Raw genomic sequence first — 23,036 nt, 5'->3', positions numbered from 1 at the left:
AGATGAACATCGGACCTCTTACCCGCCCTGTCGGCTCGGTTATCTTTTTCGCAGTTGCAATCGCGTTGGCTGGTCTCGTTGCGACAGGAAATGTGTTTGCACTCGCCATGGCTCCCCACAACGCGTCTCATCCCGTATTGCAACAACCAGCAAGCGACGATCTGTCGTCTCCGAATGCGACGGGTATCAACTCCGACACGCCTTTCGCGATGCCGGTCGACGGCGCACGCGTGAGCTCGCCGTTCGGCATGCGCATTCGTACAGGCACCGGCCAGCTCCGGGAACACACCGGCGTGGATCTTGCCGCGCCGGTCGGGACACCCGTGAAGGCCGCGGCACCGGGCACGGTCGAGTTCACCGGGTTCGACAAAGGCGGCTACGGACGCTATGTCGTTGTGCAACACGACGGCGGATACTCGACGTGGTACGCACACCTATCTGCGATTGCGGCGCACCTGCGTGCGGGCGTCCAACTGCGGCTCGGACAACGACTTGGAGCGGTAGGTCGCACAGGTGACGCCACCGGTCCGCATCTTCACTTCGAGGTGCGCTACAACCACGAGCCGACAGACCCACTTCCTCTGATTCGCAATCGTATCGCACCGGCGCTCGGGGGCCGCGACCTCGTTGAATTCCGACGGAAAATTGGCGCCGTGCACGAGGCATTCAACGTAGGCCTCTCGCAAACCCATTAGCTCCTCAGCAATCAAGGGACACTGCGTTACGCAGTAACACGGGCGCTCCCAATACGCATTTGACTGCGCCGCAGGTGCGATCATCCGACAAAGCCGCTTCCCACCTGAGGTTCCATCATGAGAGATTTGCAAAAGGTCGTCGTTGTTACTGGCGCGTCGCGAGGCATCGGCAGCGAGTTAGTCAACGCATTCCGTGATTTCGGCTATCGCGTTGTCGCCACCGCCCGATCCATCGAGCCGTCAACAGATCCGAATATCCTCACCATCGCTGGCGACATTGGCGACCGTAAAGTAGCAAAACGGGTGATCACCGAAGGCGTTGCCCGCTTCGGCCGTATCGATACGCTGATCAATAACGCCGGCATCTTTATTGCCAAGCCCTTTACTCAGTACACAGCAGAAGACTATGCCGCGTTGCTCAGCGTCAATCTCAACGGCTTCTTCAACATCACGCAGCTTGCTATCGCCGAGATGGAAAAGAACTCAAGCGGTCATGTCGTACAGGTCACGACTAGCTTGGTCGATCATGCGATTTCCGGCGTTCCCTCTGTTCTGGCGTCACTGACCAAGGGCGGTCTTAACGCAGCCACAAAGTCGTTGGCCATCGAGTACGCAAAGGCAGGCATTCGTGCCAATGCCGTTTCTCCCGGCATGATCAAGTCACCTATGCATGCGCCTGAGAGTCACGACGCACTCGGCGCGCTTCAGCCTATGGGCCGCATGGGCGAAATGAAAGACATCGTGGACGCCGTCCTCTACCTCGAATTCGCTCTGTTCGTGACAGGCGAAATCCTGCATGTCGACGGCGGCCATAGTGCCGGCCACTAGGAAGCCGCGACTCGCCCACACCCCGCCCCCATATATTCACTGTGCTCCTGTATTTAATACAAAAGTGATTCTTTAACATCAGCGCGCACTGCGATAGAATGCCAGAACTAGGTATTTACCCTTAGCTTGCGCGCTGAAAAGCCATGCTGCTCGGCGTTCGCATACTGAACGATGAAAACTCATGACTTCAAGACCACTCGACGATAGACGCCCTGAGCGCCGAAGCCCGCTCGTTCTTTTGGCCGCCGTGACACTACTCACCGGAATTGGCGCTGGAGTGGCGGGCATGTTGCTCGCCTTGTTGCTGCATGCGGTTCAACACCTCGCTTATGGTTACAGTCTCCACCAATTGATCGGCGACGAAAGCTTCCTGCAGGGTGTGATGGCTACTGCGCCGTCCCGGCGCCTGCTGGTCATGCTCGCTTGCGGCCTCGCAGCGGGTATCGGTTGGTGGGCGACATACCGTTTTGGGCGTCCACTGGTCAGCATTTCTAAAGCCGTGGGTTCATCCGATCCACGCATGCCGATGGGGAGCACGCTATCGCACGCTCTTTTGCAAATTGTCACGGTCGCATTGGGATCGCCGCTCGGGCGCGAGGTGGCGCCACGCGAAATGGGCGCGGCTCTCGCCGGTTGGCTAGCGCATCGCGTGGGCCTCAGTGTTTCCGAGAGCCAAATCATGGTGGCATGTGGCGCGGGAGCCGGGCTAGCCGCAGTTTATAACGTCCCCCTCGGTGGGGCCGTATTCGTCCTCGAAGTTTTGCTCGGCACTTTCGGTTGGACTGCCTTGGTCCCCGCGGTAGCAACCTCCGTCATCGCGACGCTGGTCGCCCGCATCGGCCTGGGCGATTCATCGCAGTACACCATTCCGGCTTTTGATTCGCATACCGCTCTCGTTATATGGGCGGTTGTTTGTGGTCCGATCTTTGGAATAGCAGCTTATGTATTCACACGAATCATGAACGCGGCGAAGGCAAAGGCACCCACGAATGCGATGTTGCCTGTCTTGTCCGTCATTAACTTCTTACTGATCGGATGTTTGGCTTTGTATTTCCCTCAGTTGCTCGGGAATGGAAAGACGCCGGCCGCCATGAGCTTTGACAATAATCTGACGATCGAGCTGGCGGCTGTGTTGCTTGCACTCAGGGTCGTGATTACGGCGAGCAGCTTGCGTGCCGGTGCGCAGGGCGGTTTGCTTACGCCCGCACTGGCCAATGGCGCCTTGTTGGCCGTAGTGCTGGGTGGCGTGTGGAATCACTTTTGGCCGGTGGCTACCCCGGCGGGCGCCTTTGCCGTTATAGGGGCCGCGGCATTTCTGGCTGCATCGATGAAGATGCCCATCACCGCCACCGTGCTGATTTTCGAATTTACCGGGGTGAATCAGGAGTTCCTGATTCCTATCCTGGCTGCGGTCGCCGGCTCTGTTGCGGCCTTCTCGTTTTGCGATCGATTAAAACTCGCCCAGGCTACGCAGCGGCGCGCATCGCCGATCACGCAATTAACCGGGTCGACGAACTGACGCCGTATCACGCATGGCCGCGAAACGAGGCACACATCCTGAAGGCATCCTCCGAAAGCGGGATTTTTTTCGCGCAGCAGTAGCGTGTCGTCAGCTTTAGGAGTTCCTTGACGTCTCGTCCACTCGCTTTCGGATAGGCACTCGTCAGCGATTCGATCAGGTCATCAGTGAGGTCCGCACCTGACTGCTCGGCCAGCAGCTTCCACAGTCTGATTGCGTCGGGCTTAGGCGGCGTCTCGTACTGGATCTTGGCGATGCAACGTGACAGGATCGCGTCGTCGACATCGTCGATGCGATTGGTCGTCATAAACAGCAGGCCGTTGAAATACTCGAGCGTGCGCAGGAATTCCGCCACGATGGCGTTGTGCTCGAGATCGTTATCGCGGCGACGGATGTAGACGTCAGCCTCGTCCAGCAGCAGGATCGCGTCCCAACGCGCCGCACGCCGCAGGATGCCGGACAGCGTCGCGCCGACCGACGCCGCCGTCGTCCCGAGTTGCCCCGAATGCACGCGGTACAGCGGTTTGCCCACCACCTCCGCGTAGATCTCCGCGGTCAGCGTTTTGCCCAGTCCTGGCGCCCCCTGGCAAAGGATAGTCGTGCCGCCCGACTTGCCCGGCACGAAGTCCTGCGCGAACACACTCAATTTCGACGTCAGAATGTCGATCAGATCGCGATGATGATTGGGGAGGACCAGCTTGTCGCGCAGTTCGGGCCGGTATCGATACTCGGTCATGTGCTGTACATGCACCCAGATATTGCGGTGCCACTCCAGATGAAACAGGCAAACGTAGCAATGCAGCGGGACCTTTTCGAAATCGGTGCCTACGTTCGCGCCGCGCCAGAAATCGGCATCGATCGTCATTTGGAAGCGGCGTTCCAGTGTCTCTTCGTCGTTGACGCACTTCGCGCTCACGCCATCGACGATGCGCGTTAGCTCGGGGACACCCTTCGCATCGACAGTGAACGCCGCCTTCGAGACGACGAACTGCGCGCCAAAGCCCGGTTGAAACTTAAGGAAGCGCTGCGCGTGCTGCTCGTATTCACGCTTGAATTCCGCGCACTCCTTGTAAAACCCGGACTCCGCTAGCAGTTCCGGGATCGTGCGGTTGGCAATGTCGTGTCGATTGAACACGAGCGAGGTCGTCATACCCGAGTGGCGCATCTGCTGGTCGGTGCGCTCAGAGTTGGCCGACTGCATCGTATTGGCCAGCATGTCGATGACGACGTACGGCGTGCCCTGATCGGGCTCGACGTAACGCATCCGGCGCACGAGCCACGGCAGCAGCATGCCATCCTTGGCACGGTGGTAAAGCCAGCCATCGATCGCGTCGCGCGACAGGTACGCGATCAGGCCTGGCACCATCTGATCCAGTGCCGGAATCGTGCGAGCCTGCGGCGCGTTGTAGATGTTATCGAGCGCAAGCATCTGGAACATCAGCGCGCGCTCGTTATTTGCCTTGCTCAGTGAATAGAGTGCACTCAGCGACTTGGCATCGAACAGCTTGCTCGACACCAGCATTTTGCCGTGGCACAAACCGTGCTCATTCAGTTGTCTTGCGAGCGTCGATTCGGATTCGATCATCGCGAGCAGCGGATGAACCAGGGATTCCGGTATTTCAAAGTCCATAAACACACTCCAATCTGATCGTCATTCGGCAAGCCGGCCAGTCGACCGGCGGCGACCCACACGTTATTTGAGGAAGAATTGGATTGCCATGTCGACAATGACCGGCTGGATCGCATGCAAACCGCTGAATTCGATGTATTGCACGTCATAGCCGGCGGCCTTCAGCTTTGTGACGTTCGCGCGGCCGCTGGTCTCGATGGGGAGTTGTTCGTCGTTTAAGCCGTGCGCAATGAAGACCTTAGGCGCGCCTTCCTGCGTAAAAATCGACATGAAGCCGCCAGAAAATGCGATCACGTGGCTCGCGATGTCGCCGTTCGTAATGCCGATCGACAACGCGTAGCTCGCGCCGTCCGAAAACCCGGCAAATGCCAGATGGTCGCGATCGATCCGGTAGCGGGAAGTGACCGCTACGAGCGCCTGATGCAGCCGCTCAAGGTCTGGGCCGCTGCCGCCAATCACGATGTCCCAGGTCGGATACATCGAATGCGGCGCAAGCACCAGGAACTTGTCGCGCTCGGCGTGTTCTTCGATGAAAGGCAGAATCTTCTCAGGGAAGCCGCCTGCGCCATGGAACATCACGAATAGCGGTACCGGCCCACGTGCGTCGAGCCCGGTCGGCACGAACAGTATCGCGTCGCGCTCGGTGGCGACGCCAAGACGGTTGCGGCCTGGTCGCAACGGGTCTTGGCTAGGCTCAGCGGGCGTGAACGAAAGGCGGCCCAACAGCGAAGGATCGAACATTGCAGAACCTGGGATGAAGGTGCGAATGAAGAACACGATCCGGCTATTACCCTGTAGCGCGAAAATCCGCGATCGGGAAAGTCGGTTTCAGGCATGCCCCGATTTGGGTTACTTCGCCTGATATGTAATATATCACACGAAGAGTATGAGGCACACCCTACTCGGCAGGTCCCTCCCGCGGGAGCCAAGCCAAGATCTGCGCATCAGCAAGCCATCAAGGGAACAGACCCGCCGCCCGGTACGCCGTAACCGCCCGGTCGAACATTGTGATGTCATCGCGCCCTCTTGCCACGAGCTGAGCGCCTTCTAGCGCAGCGAAGATCGCAAGCGCCTGGTGTTGAATCCCATCTTTTCCTGCTTTGGTTTTTCGCAGCGCAAGGACTTCAGTCAACCATTTGACATTCACGGTGGTGAATCGGTCGACCTCCACTCGTACCTCCGCGGGCAAGTCGGCATATTCGGCGGACATGAGTCCAGCCAAGCACATCCGATTGTCGTTGAGCAGCGCCGCCCGAAATATGGCGGTGTACCCCGTCATGCATTTGTGAGCATCCTTGGAGGTGGCAAGCAATTTTTCGAGCCACGCGCTTCCGTCGTCGGTGTAGCGTTGCGCGAGGGCCGCGCCTAGATCGCCTTTGGTGGGAAAGTGGTGATGGATGCTTGCGCTGGATACGCCCACCTCTTTTCCGATTTCACGGAAGCTTAATGCGTTGTAGCCGTGCGCCTGCACCATGAGCTTGGCTACGCTCATGATTCGTTCTCTCGTGTCTGTGGTGGTCATCAAGTGCCTTCATCTACCGATCGACAAATATCCAAAAGGTAAGCAGTAGTTTCGAGTGGGTATCTATCGATAGCTAAGCATCAGCGCATTACTTAGCTATCGATAGATAGATACTTGTTGACATCATAACATTTCCACGACACACTTCGCTTCCCAACCTATCTACCGATAGATAACACCAAGGACTTGACCGTGAAAATTTATGACACTCCTGGCTTCCCTAATCCGGCCCGCATCCGCATCGTCCTCGCCGAGAAAGGGCTGGATTCTCAAATCGAATTTGTGAAAGTGGATCTGTTTGCGGCCGAACATAAGCAGAGCGCGTTTCTCGCCATCAATCCGACGGGAACTGTCCCCGTCCTGGAACTCGACGATGGCACATTCATCTCCGAAAGCGTCGCGATCACTGAATATCTGGACAACCTGGGTGGGAACCCCACGCTCACTGGCAAGACACCGAAGGAAAAGGCGGTCATCCACATGATGCAGAAACGCGCTGATGATCAACTCATCGATGCTATCGGCATTTACTTCCACCATGCGACGCCTGGGTTAGGCGCTCGCCTCGACGCCTACAAAAGCCCCGAATGGGCGCACAGGAAGGAGTGGGGTGACCGGCATCATCAGAAATTCGTAGCGGGCATGAAGTACTTCGACAGCGTTCTCAAAGCACGTCCCTATGTGGCGGGCGATAATTTCTCGATGGCCGACATCACGGCGTTCGCCGCGCTCTTGCACGCGGGCTTTGCGGGCATTGCGATTCCGGACGATTGTTCGGCGTTGTCAGCTTGGCAGGCAAAGGTCTCGGATCGGCCAAGCGTGAAGAACCGAAGTGGGCAAGCGATGTAAATGCCAACTAGATGAAATGTATGTTCTCTTGCAACAAGGCTGTAAACAGCGGCCGGTCGTCCCAGGGGGCATCGTGAAACGTTTCGTGCAGCATGGAGCTCAGCGGATCCCGTTGCCACTCGTCTGGGAAAAGCGCCACATGGCATTCCCCGCCAGCGCTCGGTCTTGGGTGGCCGATGGTCACGCCACACGCGGTAGCCAGGGCTGCGCATAGATCGTCACCCAGCAGGTACCCCAGATGGGAGACGGAAATGGGTCGGGGATTGTGCTCGATCATCACGGCGTTCCCGGTTTCTTCCAGTTGGAAATCCCAGCCATGGAATCCCGAGGCCCCGGTGGCCGCCACGAACGCGGCGCAGCTGGCTGCCATCGCGTCATGCTGAAGCAACTTGACCACGCTGCTTGGTGCTGTCTGCCTGTTGCTACGCGTTCTAATCTGGACCGCACTAACTTTCGCCAATATACGGCCCTGCTCGGCAAATACGGCGTGCATGCCCAGCACCCCGGGAATGAAGCCTTGAATTACCCACGGCGGGCCAGCCCGGCCAAATTGGCCGCTGGAGGTGAAGTCACCCAAGGCCGCTTCGCTGTCCAGGATGAACGCCGCGATGCCCCCGCTGGAGGCCTCCTGTTTTAGAACCACGGGATACCCCTGCTCTCGGGCAAATTGAAGGCACGCTTCAAACGTGTCCACGTCTGCCTGAACTGCCACCGGGATGCCTGCCGCATGGGCGGTTTCGAATGCGCGACGGCGCACGGCGAAAAGAGGATACCCAGTCGGATTTCCGAGGGAGCGTCGCACCAGTTCCACGACATCGGCCGGCAGCGGGAACTCACCGCCCTGAAGTTGTCCGCTGCCTATTTGCTGTAGAACCTGGGCGGATACTTCGTCCAGGGGGATGACCCACTGAGGCTGAGCCTGCCTGACGCAGTCTATGAACGGCTCAACGGTTAGGCCACCACCGTCGGACGGCCAGGGGTAAGACGTCCGGACATGGCCGGAACGAGATGCCATGCAACTCCCGACGCCGGCGAAGACGACTTCAAGACCAGCACGCGCCAAATGTCGAGGGAGATGCATATTGCCGATGCCTGGCATCAGGCCAACCAGTAAGATTCGTGAGGAGATCTGCGTCTTAGGCGACGGGCGTGCAGTCATAGAGAAATCAAAAGAGCGATGAACAATGTGGTGAAGTGGAAGTCGTCGATCCCAGCAAGCGGATCGGTGCTACAGCAGCTCGCGCTTGCGCATGACAATCTGGACTGCGTTGAGTACCTCGTCGATTGATGGCGGTTGGCCGCTATCCCCAACCGAGAGCGAAACCCCGGGCACATTCACGCCGAATTGACGGCGGGCCGTGGCTGTAAAAACCATTACAGTAGGGACGCCCAGCGCACTGGCGAGATGGGCGAAACCGGTGTCGGTCCCAATGACCACCGCCGATCTCTTGATATAGTGCGCGACTTCCTCGATCGATAGCCTGGGCAGTATCACTACGCCTTCCACCTCTTGAGCAATAGCGCGTGCTTCCCCTTTTTCCGATTCATTGCCCCAAGGCAACAGAGGTGTCATGCCCCACACGCTTAGCGACTGTGCTATCTCTCGCCAGTGGCCAGCGGGCCATTTTTTTTCGCTTTTCGAGGTCGCGTGAAACAACAGGGCCAGTTGAGCTTGACCGGCTGCCAGCGGCACGAAGGCAGGTTCGGGAATATGCAAGTTGAACTCGGGGCGTTCGTTCAGCGCGTATCCCAGTGCCTCGCTCACGGTTCGCCGCAGCCGGTCGACGACGCTGATGTCTTCGCGCGGCGCAAATCGGCGGTTATAGGCGAACGCTGCACCAGGCTCTCCAAGTTCATCGGTCCGATAGCCGTAACGCAGGCGCGCACGGGCCAGAGAGGAGATGATGGCGCTTTTATATACGCCGTGAAGATCAAGCACGGCATCGTATTTCACCCGCCGCAACCAGATGATAGTGGAAACAATCGCCTTTAAATCGGCCGGATCACGCGTTTTTTTGAATCGACGCAACGGCGCGCATATCACTCGGTCGATCAGGGGGTTCCAGCGCAAGATATCGACGAAAGCGGCATCGGCCGCCCAGTCGATCTTGATCCCGGGAAAGGCGCGATGCAAATCGGATACGATGGGCTGGGCGTGCACGATGTCGCCCATCGAGGTAACCATCACAACAAGAATTCGGTTCATGAGGAGTGGCTACATAGTCGCGCGCGAACGTTAGTTTTTACCGGAATTCATCTAGTCGCCGTGCTTCCCGCTTCGCTCTACAGTTGGAATCAGCTTAACTTGGACGACGCGGTATTGGCAAGCAGCGCAGGCGAATGGTGCGCCAGGAGATCGCAATAGCCGCATGCGTTTAGCGTGCTGGTAACCGGAGCATGATGCTGCGCATCCGCCGGTATAGAAGCCGAGCATATCGGTGCCCACGGCTCATCCGCATAGGCGCACTGGACGAGCTGACTGGCCAATGGAGCGAACACTGTGGCCGCCAGTTTCGTTCACGTACCACCTGCGCCCGCAGCGAGCGGGGCACTCGCTAGTGGAATAAATTCGCCTCAAAAGTGTTTCTCACCATACCGGTCATGCGGACAATCTAATTTTTAGGAACATATGTCATTCGCTAAAAAGGTTGTTTGGATAACAGGGGCATCATCGGGCATTGGTGAGGCGTTGATTTCGTCAAGATTCTTAGTAAGCGATTTCATGAGGGTTCTAATAATGCTTCTCAACGACCAGTGAATGCCGGAGTAACGCTGAGGGTCAGCGGCCGGCCACTGCGAACCGTCATGAAGTAGTGTCATGCTGCAAACAGCCGCGCGTCATTGCTCGATGAACCCAATCTCGTGAAATACGGATCTTATGAAATTGCAAACCATCAACAAGTCAGAAAATCTCTTATCAAGACCCGATATCGGAACATCCATTGCGACGCGGCTAGCGATACTACTGTTCATCGCCTTCGCGCTTCGACTTGTTGCAAAGTGGCTTCGGTTCGCCACCGGATGGCCGATCCCCTCGCTTGGAGACGTCGGATACACCTTGATATTCAGTGGATTCGCCCTGTCACATTGCTGCGCATCGCTCGGTAAGCGCCGCACGCTTGCGTTCTTTATGGTCTCCGCTATCGTTTCATGGATACTCGAGGAAATTGGCGTTTCGACAGGCTGGGTATACGGCCACTATCACTACAGCGACATGCTGGGCCCGAAGCTAGGGCTAGTTCCCGCGATCATCCCTCTCGCCTGGTTCATGATGATCTATTCGTCGTGGGTCATCGCCTCGGCGTTGGTGGGTTCGACAACTCAGGACGCTTCTGAACGCGTCCTGAGCCGCTCAATCGTCGCATCCATGGTGATGACCTCGTGGGACACTGTGATGGATCCGGGGATGAGCCGTGCAGGAAACTGGGTGTGGGAAGCGGGCGGTAGCTATTTCGGCGTCCCTGTTCATAACTACGCGGGCTGGCTTGCAACAACATTCGTCGTATACCTGCTCTTCGGCATTGCTTCTCGATACATTCGCCCCCCTTCAGTAACCGGGGGAGCGCCATGCTATTTCCGCGCATTACCAGTGGTGTGCTACGCCATGGTCGCGATAGATCACCTCATCGTGCAAAGCGTGCCCGAACTACGGGTCGTTGATATCTTCACGATGGGATTCGCCGTGCTTCTGGCATTCATCGGGCTCGGCCGCGAACGCGCTACGAAGCCTGGATGAAACGACCTGGCGGCCATCGGCTGTAGCGAGCTTAAGGCTGTGCGCCCCCAGCATCCCAAGATATTTGCGGTGCCCGCTTGCAAGTGCCACAGATTGACCGTTTCTCGAGGATCGAGCGGAGGGCGCGGTCGTGGCTGCCTAGACGGCCGCCAGCAAATCGAGAAAGGCTCTCGCTGCAGCATCCGCCGATGCTGGGTTTTGCCCGGTGACGAGATTGCCATCCACCACAACATGTGCGCCCCAAGGCGCCCCGGCTTCGAATAACGCCCCTGCTGCGCGGAGCCGGTCCTCGAGCAGCCAAGGTGCGTTCGCGGCAAGCCCCGTCATCGATTCTTCACTGTTGGAAAATGCCGTAATTCGACGACCTTTGAATGCCCAACCAGCGGAGTCCCCTGCGGCCAGGAAACTTGCCTGCCCGTGACACACTGCGCCAACCACCTTTACCGGATCGGCCAGTGCAGTAGCCAACACTTTGCCTACACTTTCGTTCACGGCGAGATCCTGCATCGGGCCATGGCCGCCTGGAACAAAAACGGCATCGAAAGCGGATAGATCCACGTCTTCGATGTGTTTCGGAGACTGCAAGATATCGGCGTGCTGCTCGATATAAATCGAGAGAGCGCGAACTTTGGCAGCATCGCCATTGTTCACTTCCGGAGTGAGGCTCATCGCATCGATCTTGGCTGGTTTGCCGCCCGGGGTGGCGATTGTTATCTTGACGCCGGCCGAAGACAGAATTTCGTGTGGCACAGCGAATTCTTCAGCCCAAAACCCAGTCGGGCGCTGGGTACCATCCATTTGCGTCCATGAGCTGGCGCTGGTGAGTATCATTAAAACCGAATGCATATTGCTTGCCTTGAGTTGTGTTCGGCGCCTTCCAGGAGCGTTTTGACGATGCGCTTGGACGACGCATTTGTGAGCGCATGCGAAGGATGCTTCCCTCTGCGATACTTCATGGCGTTCGAAGTGCGGGCTCGAACGGACTGTCGAATTGACGAGCCCAGTGTGCTGGGACGTAGCCTCATCATTCGAGGGTTGGCGCCGATACTCGCTGCACATCCGGGTCTTACTGTCGATCTCCGCCTGTCAGAGGTGCTGGCTGACGTTGTCGATGAACAAATCGATATCGGCGTTCGCATCGGGCCCATGCGGGATAGTCGCTTTGTCGCGCGTGCGGTCTCGACGGCTTCGCTTCATTTTGTTGGCGCACCCGGTTTGGTGCGGCGTTTGGGGCGCCCAACAAGCAAGGACACCCTGTTGAGGGGGCCGTTGACGATATTGATCGATCGCAATACCGGCAGACCATGGCCGTGGATGTTCAAGGATGGAGAGCAGATCGTGCCTGCCAGGCCTGCCTTTATCACCGATGATCCGCAAGCCGAATGCGAGGCTGTCGTAGCAGGAATTGGATATGCGCAGTTGCCAGGGCACCTCGCAATGCCATTGCTGCGTGACGGTCTTCTGACGTCGTTGCTTGATCGCTTGCGTCCTGCTGCGTCGACGCTGTATGTGTATCGGCCTCATCGGACGCCGGTCCCGGCGCGCGTCCGATTGCTCTTTGATGCGCTTTGCGGGATTCTGGCGGTTTGTGAAGACGTGTGATGTTCATTATCGGATCGTTGTGGCATCGCCTGGTACCAGATCAATCAGATTCTGTACGACCGGCGACAATCCATTGGCACGATGGGCAAGTCCTAGGCTTGCAACCATGCGCGAGCCGTTCACGGAGATGTAGCGAACATCATCCGCACGACTGCCTCTCATACAGGAAGGCACGATCGAAATACCGAGTCCGCTCGCGACCAGATTTATGGTGGACGAAATTTGCGGCGCGTACTGCACGACTTTTGGACTGAAACCTTTGTCCTCGCACGCGGAGAGCACCATCTCCGGCAGGCCAGAGCGCGTCGTGCGCGAATAAAGAACGAAAAGCTCGTCACGAAGATCTTCCAGACGCACCGTCCTGCGACCGTCCAACCGGTGGCCCTTGGGTACCACCACAACCATGGGTTCCGTTGACATCAGCACAAACCTGATCTCGTCGTCGTCGCCAATGGGTGGACGCACGAAGGCGACGTCGATGCGCCCTTGCCGCAACGAATCCATCAAGGGCCCCGTGCGGCTCTCTTCCAACGACATCTCCACCTGCGGATACAGGCTCCGGTAGCGATGCAAAGCAGTCGTCACCTCTTCTCGAAAGGATGCCGACTCGGTAAAACCAACCCGCAGCCGCCCCACCATCCCCTGCGCACTCAGTTGGCAGCGAAGCGTCGCTTTCTTGACATGCTCGAGTATCGCGCGCGCTTCCTCAAGGTAGACCTTGCCGGGCTCTGTCAGGGTTACCCGCCCTGGTTGGCGGTCGAACAAGCGCACGCCCAACTCGGTCTCCAGCGCCTTGATCTGGAACGTCAACGGAGGCTGAGCGATTCCGATGCGTAGTGCTGCTCTCGTGAAATGCAATTCCTCGGCGAGGACTACAAAGTATTTGAGGTGTCGGAGGTCCATACATAAAAAGTATCAAGTGTGCAATCACAATATATTAGACGATGCCTCCGACTTTGCCTAGACTAAGGTTCATTGCAACGTGACACATGCAAATTCCTCCACAGCAGCGAACGAGTGAAGTGGATCCTTTGGCCATTAGCGATACGGCCCCTCCGTCGACCTTGGACTCGCCTTTTTCCGACTGAATCATGACATTTAAGCCTGCCGACGCATTGCGCCCTCTTCCCATCGATGGATACACCGAGAGTCAGTTCTATTCTCTTGGCGTGCTCGAGGAGCTGGGATTTGGCAATATTTCTCGCCTCCCGCACTCAATCCGGATCATTCTCGAATCCGTTCTGCGAAATCTCGACGGGGTAAGTGTTCAGGAACACCATCTTCGCCAGTTGGCTGGGTGGAAGCCGAATGCCGAACGCACCGACGAAGTACCGTTCGTGGTCTCGCGCATCGTGGCGCCGGACTCCTCCGGAGTGCCGCTGCTCGCCGACCTTGCCGCCATGCGTGAGGCCGCTGCCAGATTAGGTATGGAGGCTGCAGACATCGAACCGACGGTGCTCGTCGATCTCGTCGTGGACCATTCCATCTCGGTTGAATACGCTGGAACCGCCGGTGCGCTCAGAGCAAACATGGAAGTGGAATATCAACGCAATGCGGAAAGGTATTCGTTCCTGAAATGGGCGGCCAATGCATTCAAATCTTTCCGCATATTCGCGCCAGGGACGGGCATCATCCATCAGGTGAATCTCGAATGGTTGGCTCGCGGCGTGCATCAGAAGCACGGCGTAACCTACTTCGATTCCCTTGTCGGAACCGACAGTCATACACCGATGATCAACGGAATCGGAGTTGTGGGCTGGGGAGTAGGCGGCATTGAAGCAGAGGCCGCGATGCTCGGGCAACCCATTTATCTTGTCATACCGGATGTGATCGGTGTGGAACTCACCGGTACGCCTGCTCCCGGCATCATGGCAACTGACATCGTGCTGACCGTGGTCGAGGCATTGCGCGCCAAGAAAGTCGTCGGGAAATTCGTTGAGTTTTTTGGCGATGGCGCCGCTCAATTACAGGCACCCGATCGCGCCACGATTGCCAATATGGCACCCGAATATGGCGCGACAGTCGCATTCTTTGGAGTCGACGACCATACCCTCGACTATCTGAAGTCCGTCGGTAGAACGAACGCCGAAATCGCCGCCCTCAAAAGTTACTTCCAGGCGCAAAACATGTTTGGTGTTCCCGAGCGTGGGCAGATCGACTACACCGAAACGATCAGCCTCGACCTCGGCGCCGTGGTGCCGAGCGTAGCTGGCCCTTCGAGGCCGCAGGACCGGATCGCGCTGTCGAAGCTCAAAGAAAAAGTCAGAGAGCTGCTACCTGAAGCAGATTCCGATACGCCCCGGCATCTCGGACTGCATCACGGAGATGTGGTACTCGCCGCCATCACGTCCTGTACCAATACCTCCAATTCCCGTTTGATGCTGGCAGCTGGGTTAATCGCGAAAAAGGCCGTGCAGAAAGGATTGAAGTCCGCGCCGCACGTCAAGACGTCTTTTACGCCCGGCTCGCGCGTCGTGAGCGCGTACCTGAGGGCAGCCGGTCTCGAACAGTATCTGGACGCGCTGGGCTTCAATGCCGCTGGCTATGGTTGCGCCACATGCATGGGCAACTCGGGTCCTCTCGCACCAGAAATCCTCGACCAGATCAAAGACGGGAATTTAACCGTTGCCGCTGTGCTCTCGGGTAACCGGAATTTCGAAGCCCGCATCCACCAGGCCATTAAAGCTAACTTCTTGATGAGCCCTGCGCTGGTCGTGGCGTTCGCCATTGCGGGACGCAGTGACTTCGATCCTGCATCCGAACCGCTGGGTAAAGGCGCGCATGGCGAGGACGTCTATCTGAGCGACATCTGGCCGACCGCTGCCGAGATGGCGGAAGTCACGCCATTTGCGCAGGACCCGCACAACGTAATCAGCCTTTATGCGAGGACTGCGGAAGAGCATTTGTGGGACGCTCTCCCGGCTCCGCAAGGCGATGTGTTCACGTGGACCGAGGGCTCAACGTATCTGAAGCGACCGCCCTTCTTCGACGGCGTGACGCTCGATATACCGCAAGCAGGCGAGATTCGCGGGGCCCGTGCACTCGCGATCCTGGGGGACTCCGTCACGACCGACCACATCAATCCAGGCGGTGCCATTCCTCCAGATTCCGAATCCGGAAAGTTCCTGATATCGCTCGGCGTCGAACCCCGCGATTTCAATAGCTACATATCCCGGCGTGCCAACGACAGGGTCATGGTACGTAGCAGTTTTGCACACGTTCGACTGCGCAATCAGATGGTTGCCGGCGCAGAAGGAAGCCTCACCTTGCACCAGCCGGATGGTCAACGCATGAGCATCTTCGAGGCCGCGACGAAATACACCGCTGAAAACGTACCGATGATCGTATTTGCAGGAGAGGAGTACGGCAATGGTTCCAGCCGCGACTGGGCAGCGAAGGGGCCGAAACTGCTGGGTGTGCGTGCCGTGATTGCGCGGAGCTTCGAGCGCATTCATCGCAGCAATCTGGTCGGGATGGGCATCTTGCCCCTGGAGTTTCCCGAGGGTGAAAGCGCGCAGTCTTTAAATCTTGTCGGTGACGAACTGTTCGATCTGCTTGGCAGTCTTGAGACGGTCAGCGTGGGCCAGACTTTCGATCTCGTGGTTCATCGGCGCAATGGAGAAACGCTCATTGCTCGCCTTCGCGCGCGAATCGATTCCGCCATCGAAGAAACGTATTTCAAGCATGGCGGAGTCTTGCCTTACGTATTGCGCGATCGCTACACCCGTCATTTGGAAAGCACTAATCTGCGTGCTTCCTGATTCACCGGCTCACGCGTTGCGTAACGGAAGGTTCGTGCCATGTCGGCTCGGGCCGCCGCCAAGGCGATGATCAGCGTTTAGAGCCGCTCGTTCAATTAAAAAAATAATCTAATCCACATGCAGGAGACATCATGGCGACCGCGCCTGACACTCGTATCAACTCCAACTCGATCGACGAACCAGACACATCCGATGCGACAACGCGGCCGCATATCCGCTCGATTGTAGGTGGGCTGGGAGGAAACCTGATCGAGTGGTATGACTTCCTGACCTACAGCATTTTCTCGATCTACTTTGCGAAGTCCTTTTTCCCTAGCGACAAGCCCACTGTGCAACTGATGAACACCGCAGCAATCGCTGCGGTGGGCTATCTGGCGCGCCCGCTGGGCAGCTGGCTCGTCGGCCTTTGGGCAGACAAGCGCGGGCGCAAGTCCGCCCTCACATGGTCGGTCTCGACGATGTGTATCGGCTCGCTGATGATTGCGGTCACGCCGGGCTATCGCACCATTGGCGTTTTTGCACCGATTCTCCTTGTCGTTGCGCGGTTGCTGCAGGGCTTGAGCATGGGTGGCGAGTACGGAACGAGCGCAACCTATTTGACTGAAATCGCCCCGGTCAACCGCCGCGGATTTTATCTGGGGTTTCTACAAGTCAGCGTCATTTCGGGTCAGTTGGTGGCACTCGGGCTCATGCTCGTCATGCAGAAGCTCATGACAGCAAGCCAGATCGAAGCTTGGGGCTGGCGGATACCTTTCGTCATCGGCAGCGTGCTGGCGTTGTTTGCCTGGTATATGCGCCGCAACATTGCCGAGACAGCAGCGTTTAAGGCCAGTCAGCTGGAAATGGGACCGACTGTCAGCGTGCAACTGCTCCAGCACTGGAAGCAGATTTTGCTTGCCATCGGTATCACAGTCGGCGGAACGGTCGGCTTCTACACCTATACCGTGTATATGCAGAAATACCTGGTCAATACGGTCGGTCTTTCAAAGGAAGCGTCGACCCTCATGTCCATCGGCGCACTGCTGCTCTACATGCTCTTGCAACCGGTATTCGGATATGCATCGGACATCTTTGGACGCCGTCCAGTGCTCATCAGCTTCGGACTCTCCACCACGCTGTTTTCTGTCCCGCTATTCAATGCATTGAGCGTCACGCGCGATCCGTGGGTGGCTTTCGCACTCTCGTTCGCCGGACTCGTGATGTTGGCAGGATTCACGTCGGTGCACATGCTGGCGAAAGCCGAACTGTTTCCAGTGCGCATTCGTGCGCTAGCCGTTGGCTTGCCTTATGCGCTGACCACCGCGCTCCTCGGCGGAACAACGGAGTTCGTAGCCCTGAAGCTCAAGGCCATAGGACATGAGCAATACTTCTACTGGTATGTGTCCGCATGGGCCGCTATCTCCCTGATTGTCTACATCTGCATGCCGGAGACGCATGGGCGCAGCGTGCGGCAAAGCCAGCCTTTCTTTGCTAGTGAGCGCAAGACCCGCCGATAACATCAATCTGTCGGTTTCCCCAAGAAACGTCACTGAAAGACTTGGTGGTTCTTCACAATAAAGTTGCGAACAGTGCGTACCGCAGCACAACGCTACGCTGCATTGGCAAGTCTTTAAAACGATCAATAAAGTTGAGAACAGGGCTGCAAAGGACCGTACTTTTAACAGCCTTAGAACAATAAACTTGCGAATCGGCTCCGTGCCGTCTCGAACCACTCAGACGATAAACCGAATAAGGCTATTACGTCGCGAGATAGAATATATTGAGAGACTCGTCCGGCTTTTTCCTTCGGCGGCAGGGTGCTCGCTGCGGGCGCTCCCAGGGTGAGCATTTTGGCTCTGTCGGGAAGCACCGTTCCCGGCATGTTGACGTGAATGCCGATCGAGCCCTTCACCGTTTGCATGGCCAAGGTTACTGTCGTTTATCCGTGCTAGTCTCGACGTCAACAAAATTCGACGCAATAGGAGACTCCGTTGGCAGCAACAGAACTTAGTTCCTTCGAACAACATAGGGTCTTCCTTCTTTACAACGAGCGCGAAGACGGGATCGACAAGATTGCTGACCTCTTACATTCCTTCGAAATTTCGACCTACTTCTTTCGACGTGACGGTAAACCAGGGGACGAATTCGAGAAAATTGAAGACACGGAACTTCGCCAATCCTCAACCGTGGTCATCATATTGGGGGAGCGAGGGTGGGGGCCAACGCAGCGAAAGTTGGCGGAGCGCGCAGTTATTCTGCAAAAGCAAATCATCCCCGTTCTCATCGGAAATCCACCGGAAGAAGCACTGGATGACATCGATGGACTTTTTCGGCGAAGGCTTCGCGTTGACCTCACTGGTGGAAGCGGCAGTTTCGACCAGCTGCTGAACGCAATTCGTTCGCCAACGCCGAAGTTATCTAGTACTCCGCCGAGCCAACAACGCGAAGTGAAATCGCGATTTGACGAAATCCTTTGGGTCATAGTAAATGGAACTGATGTCGACCGTTCGGTCTTACTTGACCGGGTTATCCGAGGTGATATCGCAAACCGCGAAGAACTAGCCATCCGGATTCGCACAGCCCTTAGCGACGAGTACAGCGTATCTCGAGCGAGGCAGTTCGTCGGTTCGCCGAGAGACCAAGCTCGAGGTGCCTCCATCCGCGGGTGGCTTTTGAGCATTCTCATTGGGCTCGAAGCGGATAGCGATGCGAGTTATGCGTTGATATTGCGCCATATTGATGCCAAGCACGAGCCGGACCGAACGGTCCGGTTCTGGACCTTGGCAGGCGTCATCGGTCGAAATCCCTCTTATCGGCAGCAAGCTCAAGACAAGGCTTTAGGAGACAACGCACCTGAGGTGGCTCTGCTTGCCTCGGTCTCCGTTAATCCGAATGACGAATCGCTGCTCCTGCAACTGCGAACATCGTTGCAGTCGGACGACATCGACGTCGCGTGGCCCGTTCTCCGATTGCTGCGAGCGTTTCCTGTACCAGAATTGGCGTCAGTCGTCGTGGACCAACTTGCGCGCAACGCAGATTGGCGGCGACTGAGGTATGACGCCCTTTTCGCTTTGTCGTCGCCGAAGATGGCCCACGCAGCTAGGGCTTCCGTGCTTGAAATTATAGGCTTAGAGCCATTTAGCGCGCTTGTGCTAGATGAGGCGCGCTCTGCAGAGCATCTCTCTCAGCGAGCGTTCGGTCGTTTGCTTTCGGTATTCGACTTCAACGACGTTCGTGATGCGCTTCGTGCTTCGTCGGGAGAAGCGGACAGAACTTTAGTGTATCAATTGCTTTCTGACATGTCAGACGTACAACAGAAAGAGTCGCCTTCAGGACCGGTTATAGCCGGCTATGCATCCGATACCATCGACATCTCGAAGGACGACATTGGTATCAGCCGAGACGTAGAGACTCTTGCGTCGGTGATGCTCGCTCGCGAAGTTGTTCCTCCTCTTGCGATTGGTTTGTTCGGGGAATGGGGCGCAGGAAAGAGTTTCTTCATGCGCTCAATTGATTCCACTGTGAAGCGCATTGCTCAAAAGGCCGAGGCCCAGAACAACGGCCCGTTCTGTTCAGACGTAGTGCAAATCCACTTCAATGCTTGGCACTACGTAGACACAAACCTCCTCGCAAGTCTGGTGAGTCACATTCTGGGCGAACTGTCGAGCCATCTAACGCCAGCGGTCGATGGCTCTGAAACGTATAGCAAGTTGACGCGCGAACTTGAAAGCGTTCGTGCCGAAGTCAAAGCAACCGAAGCCGAACGAAAGCTCGCGGCGGAGCAGTTGAATAAGGCATCACAGGCTCTGCAGGAAAGTATTTTTCAGCGCGAACGACGAGAGCTAAGGTTGCGTGACCTTCGCTATAGCGACCTTGTCAACCTGCTTGCTGAGGATAAGGACCTGAAGAAAGAGGTCGAAGAGGCCTTGTATCAAGTGGGTGCACCGGCCGCGCTCGACAGCTTCAAAGAATTAAGTCGGGTCGTGGAGCAGAGCTATTCAATTGGCGGGCGCGCAGCGTCTCTTATAGCGTCGATATTCAACGGCCGAAGCGTGCCATGGGCTGTCGGCGGAATTATTTTACTCTTCGTCGCACCGCCTGTAGTTGGGTGGGTTATAGCGAAGCTAATTGACCCAAACGCAGCGGCGATGTCAGCGTTGGCGGCGCAAGTCACGGTCGTAGTTGGGTCTATATCGACGGTAATTAGTAAGGCCCTCGGACACGCGAAAAACGCGCTCAAGGCTCTGTCGGAGGCAAAGCGTAAAGTTGATGCGGGGCTGGCCGCGAAGCGTTCCGAACCGACTGCGGACGAAACCAGACTAGAGAGTGAGCTTGCCCAAGCCAAGGCCGAGGAGCAGACCGCAGCTGAGCAGGTGGCAGTGGTCAGCGCGCGGGCCAAAGAGTTGGAAGACCGTGTGACGGCGATGCAGCAGGGACGTTCGCTAAGCTACTTCGTGGCCGAGCGCGCGAAGTCAGAGGACTATCGCCAACATTTGGGCTTGATTTCCGTGATACGCAGGGATTTCGACGGTCTTGTACAGCGTTTGCGCACGGGGCAAGACGGCCTGCGCCGCGTTGACCGCATCGTCTTATACATCGACGACGTGGACCGCTGTCCACCGAACGTTGTAGTCGAAATTCTCCAGGCGGTACATCTTCTCCTGGCCTATGAATTGTTTGTTGTAGTGGTAAGCGTCGACCCTCGCTGGCTGTTGCGTTCGCTCGAAACAAAGTTTAGTCACCTGAAAAGAGAGGGACCGGTCGCGGGAAGCGTTGCAACCGCGCAGGACTATCTGGACAAGATTTTTCAAATCCCGTTTAGCGTCCGCCCAATGAATGACCTAGCCTTTTCGCGGATGATGCAAAGACTACTGGCACCGACGTCGCCGCAATCAGCGACGGTCGACGACATGCGGAACGAAGACGGCCCTGCGGGTCTGGGCAGCATCCCGGCACATACCGCAACAGAGGATCCAATGGATGCAACGCCGGTAACCGAATACCCGACTTCGGAAGGCGAGGCCGCAGCCAAAGTGGCGACGCCGCGGGACCTGACAGAATTAGCGCAAGCGCTTTCAATCAACAAAGCTGAGGCAGCTTTCGCAGGACGATTGCATGGGCTGCTGCCAACTCCTCGAAGTGCGAAAAGATTTGCGAATGTATATCGGCTTTTGAAAGCGTCGGTGCCGCCTCGCAAGCTTGTCGAGTTCGAGGGCACTCTTGATGTGCCTGGTACCTTCCAAGTGCCAATGCTTTTGCTTGCCGCGCTGATTGGTGACCCGACGCTGGCGTCTTCCACTTTCCCCATATATCTGACGCAGGCTACAGAAGGAGACACACGATGGTGGGTGAAGAAGGCCAAGGTAGAGGAAAGCGAGGACGCTGCCCGTGCACTGCAAGCCTTTGAATCGGTTGTCGCCGGCGAGCTTTTCCCGCATAACCCTAAATTGATCTGCGAATGGTTGCCGCTTGTCGCGCGATATTCGTTTTTGACCGCTCGAATGTTTCTTGAGACTCGCTAGACCTTCAAAAGAGTTTCCCAGACCGGAGATCCCCGCTCCGATACGTCGCCCTTGCGCGTGAGCATATTCGAATGTATCAGCCCCGCCGGACTAACGTACGGACCCATGTCATGGCAAACTCGACGGCCCAATCAGTCTGCGCCGCTGTGAAAGCCGGCATGGGATCGCTACCGGGACCGTGGCCGAATCTGTTTCGCACATGGCTGAAATAAGGCTTCAAAACCTCCATTTCGAAGGTGTCGATATATCGCACCCCAGCCCTTTCGGCGACAAGATTATCGATATAGTTGTGTGCGCCCTTTTCGGTACCTCTCGTCCAGCCCTTCTGATCAGAGATAATCTTAATCGCACTTTCTAGTGCTTTACAGGCGTACCAAGCTGCGTCGCCTGCGCCTCGATCACGTCGGTCGAGCGCTTCGTGCATGTCAGTCGCCACATTCTGCCATTTAGCGTCGGCGATCACAGTCCAGAACGGTTTGCTGATCCGCTTTTCAATTTGCTCATCTGTCGCCACTTGGATGAACCCATTGTGATAGCTGAGCGGAACCCCTGATTGCTGAAACCTGACGTTTAGCTCCTCTACGGACGCATTAAAAGCGGCATTCATAGTCGCGTTCGTGGTCCTGAGCGCTGTCTCAGGACTGCCCGGAATTCGGATCACACCGCGCCGGGTCGGTTGCTGCGCTAGCAGCACCGCTTCTCGGACTTGTTGTTCGAGAATACGGTTCATTTCCTTGATCTCGTTTTGACGCTCTCGCATCGCCAGCTCTATCAAACTGATCCGGTCCTTCATGTAACGGTCGATGTTGCTGTGAATTTGCTGCTGATATGTGAATGTCGCAAACATCTCGCACATAGCGACCCACTCGTTGGCGTGAGTCGCTGGGACATCAACGCCTTGCCAATTCTTAGTTGTGTACTGAAAGTACCGTGGCCACAACTCTCCTACACCCAGCTCGCGCGCAAGCCGGTCGTGGATAAGTTTCCATTTCAACTTACGGCTATCAATAACCTGGCCATCGGCGGAATAGTATGGCAATACATCCTTGGCAACCTCAAGGCATTGAACCAGTAATCCGGACTCGCTTGCTGTGTAGTCGGACCAGATCGGATAATCGCGGTAACGGCGACCAAAGATGTCTGTGAGCATGTGGATTACTCGGCGGGAGTGGCGAATATGAGTGGCATAGTACCAGTCGCGATCGGCGGTTCCGTGAGACGACCTCGCCTCCCGTTCCGTGAGAATCTTACGACTGCTTTGAGCTCGAATGCTGCCATTCTCCAGAAGCACGCGCCAATGACAGAGACGCGTCGCGTGCTGCTGATCGCTGGCTCGCGCGTTTCGGGCTTCCAATCCGAACGGGCCGAATAGAGACGTACCTCTCCACACGAC

At 56.9% G+C, this 23,036-nt stretch carries 18 protein-coding genes and 1 pseudogene; 9 read left to right on the top strand and 10 right to left on the bottom strand.

The annotated features are described in order from the left end of the window. Positions 1-2 precede the first annotated feature (2 nt). The 3 genes from GSQ77_RS29920 to GSQ77_RS06345 all read left to right on the top strand — a co-directional run bounded on the left by GSQ77_RS29920 (position 3) and on the right by GSQ77_RS06345 (position 3,042). The gene (locus GSQ77_RS29920; RefSeq protein ID WP_158900175.1) at positions 3-695 is read left to right on the top strand and encodes a M23 family metallopeptidase; all 693 of its coding nucleotides are present in this window, start codon (positions 3-5) and stop codon (positions 693-695) included. Positions 696-812: 117 nt separating this feature from the next. Further along, positions 813-1,523, top strand: coding sequence for an SDR family NAD(P)-dependent oxidoreductase (locus GSQ77_RS06350; RefSeq protein ID WP_158900173.1), 711 nt, complete (start codon positions 813-815; stop codon positions 1,521-1,523). A gap of 181 nt (positions 1,524-1,704) precedes the next feature. Beyond that, complete coding sequence (locus GSQ77_RS06345; RefSeq protein WP_158900171.1) at positions 1,705-3,042, top strand: chloride channel protein; 1,338 nt, start codon at positions 1,705-1,707, stop codon at positions 3,040-3,042. Between the two features lie 7 nt (positions 3,043-3,049). Here GSQ77_RS06345 and GSQ77_RS06340 read toward each other — a convergent pair whose 3' ends face one another. From GSQ77_RS06340 to GSQ77_RS06330, 3 genes are all read right to left on the bottom strand, one after another. After that, positions 3,050-4,672, bottom strand: coding sequence for an ATP-binding protein (locus GSQ77_RS06340; protein ID WP_158900169.1), 1,623 nt, complete (start codon positions 4,670-4,672; stop codon positions 3,050-3,052). A 63-nt stretch (positions 4,673-4,735) separates the two neighbouring features. Continuing rightward, entirely contained in the window at positions 4,736-5,413 is a 678-nt protein-coding gene (locus GSQ77_RS06335; protein ID WP_158900167.1) for an alpha/beta hydrolase, read from the bottom strand. A gap of 214 nt (positions 5,414-5,627) precedes the next feature. Next, positions 5,628-6,164 (bottom strand): TetR/AcrR family transcriptional regulator, encoded by a 537-nt coding sequence (locus GSQ77_RS06330; RefSeq protein WP_254067466.1) that lies wholly within the window; start codon positions 6,162-6,164, stop codon positions 5,628-5,630. 222 nt (positions 6,165-6,386) lie between these two features. On the opposite strand from GSQ77_RS06330, the gene GSQ77_RS06325 reads away from it, so the two are divergent. Beyond that, complete coding sequence (locus GSQ77_RS06325) at positions 6,387-7,043, top strand: glutathione S-transferase family protein (RefSeq protein ID WP_158900163.1); 657 nt, start codon at positions 6,387-6,389, stop codon at positions 7,041-7,043. Positions 7,044-7,050: 7 nt separating this feature from the next. Here GSQ77_RS06325 and GSQ77_RS06320 read toward each other — a convergent pair whose 3' ends face one another. The 3 genes from GSQ77_RS06320 to GSQ77_RS29915 form a co-directional block, all read right to left on the bottom strand. Then, entirely contained in the window at positions 7,051-8,058 is a 1,008-nt protein-coding gene (locus GSQ77_RS06320; protein WP_158900161.1) for a hypothetical protein, read from the bottom strand. Between the two features lie 213 nt (positions 8,059-8,271). Next, on the bottom strand, positions 8,272-9,249 hold the full coding sequence (waaC, locus tag GSQ77_RS06315; protein ID WP_158900159.1) for a lipopolysaccharide heptosyltransferase I: 978 nt from the start codon (positions 9,247-9,249) through the stop codon (positions 8,272-8,274). A gap of 89 nt (positions 9,250-9,338) precedes the next feature. Further along, the gene (locus GSQ77_RS29915; protein WP_158900157.1) at positions 9,339-9,542 is read right to left on the bottom strand and encodes a DUF2946 family protein; all 204 of its coding nucleotides are present in this window, start codon (positions 9,540-9,542) and stop codon (positions 9,339-9,341) included. A gap of 379 nt (positions 9,543-9,921) precedes the next feature. Between GSQ77_RS29915 and GSQ77_RS06305 the strand changes: the two genes are divergently transcribed. Further along, the gene (locus GSQ77_RS06305) at positions 9,922-10,779 is read left to right on the top strand and encodes a carotenoid biosynthesis protein (RefSeq protein ID WP_158900155.1); all 858 of its coding nucleotides are present in this window, start codon (positions 9,922-9,924) and stop codon (positions 10,777-10,779) included. Between the two features lie 138 nt (positions 10,780-10,917). Here GSQ77_RS06305 and GSQ77_RS06300 read toward each other — a convergent pair whose 3' ends face one another. Further along, positions 10,918-11,625 (bottom strand): type 1 glutamine amidotransferase domain-containing protein, encoded by a 708-nt coding sequence (locus GSQ77_RS06300; protein ID WP_158900153.1) that lies wholly within the window; start codon positions 11,623-11,625, stop codon positions 10,918-10,920. A 48-nt stretch (positions 11,626-11,673) separates the two neighbouring features. Between GSQ77_RS06300 and GSQ77_RS06295 the strand changes: the two genes are divergently transcribed. Continuing rightward, positions 11,674-12,381, top strand: coding sequence for a substrate binding domain-containing protein (locus tag GSQ77_RS06295; protein WP_254067465.1), 708 nt, complete (start codon positions 11,674-11,676; stop codon positions 12,379-12,381). Between the two features lie 6 nt (positions 12,382-12,387). Here the strand turns inward: GSQ77_RS06295 and GSQ77_RS06290 are convergent, their stop codons facing one another. Beyond that, positions 12,388-13,284 carry a LysR family transcriptional regulator gene (locus GSQ77_RS06290; protein WP_158900149.1) on the bottom strand — a complete coding sequence of 299 codons (897 nt, stop codon included), beginning with the start codon at positions 13,282-13,284 and terminating at the stop codon, positions 12,388-12,390. A gap of 188 nt (positions 13,285-13,472) precedes the next feature. On the opposite strand from GSQ77_RS06290, the gene acnA reads away from it, so the two are divergent. Together acnA and GSQ77_RS06280 are read left to right on the top strand one after the other, a co-directional pair. After that, positions 13,473-16,142: an aconitate hydratase AcnA gene (gene acnA / locus GSQ77_RS06285; RefSeq protein WP_158900147.1), complete on the top strand. Its 2,670-nt coding sequence runs from the start codon at positions 13,473-13,475 to the stop codon at positions 16,140-16,142. Positions 16,143-16,273: 131 nt separating this feature from the next. Beyond that, positions 16,274-17,638, top strand: a complete 1,365-nt coding sequence (locus GSQ77_RS06280) for an MFS transporter (protein ID WP_158900145.1) — start codon at positions 16,274-16,276, stop codon at positions 17,636-17,638. Positions 17,639-17,916: 278 nt separating this feature from the next. Here the strand turns inward: GSQ77_RS06280 and GSQ77_RS29395 are convergent. Then, positions 17,917-18,048 (bottom strand): annotated as a pseudogene (locus GSQ77_RS29395) (epoxide hydrolase); the annotation flags it as partial. A gap of 64 nt (positions 18,049-18,112) precedes the next feature. Here GSQ77_RS29395 and GSQ77_RS06275 point away from each other — a divergent pair. Continuing rightward, positions 18,113-21,643: a P-loop NTPase fold protein gene (locus GSQ77_RS06275; protein ID WP_158900143.1), complete on the top strand. Its 3,531-nt coding sequence runs from the start codon at positions 18,113-18,115 to the stop codon at positions 21,641-21,643. 76 nt (positions 21,644-21,719) lie between these two features. Here the strand turns inward: GSQ77_RS06275 and GSQ77_RS06270 are convergent, their stop codons facing one another. Then, a complete protein-coding gene (locus GSQ77_RS06270) occupies positions 21,720-22,793 on the bottom strand; it encodes an AbiJ-NTD4 domain-containing protein (protein WP_158900141.1) in 1,074 nt (357 codons plus the stop codon). Positions 22,794-23,036 lie beyond the last annotated feature (243 nt).

Origin of the sequence: Burkholderia sp. L27(2015), from assembly GCF_009765705.1 — a bacterium.
Classification (GTDB): domain Bacteria; phylum Pseudomonadota; class Gammaproteobacteria; order Burkholderiales; family Burkholderiaceae; genus LMUX01.
The sequence above is the reverse complement of the archived record's forward strand: the minus strand, read 5'-3'. Positions and strand labels throughout refer to the sequence as shown.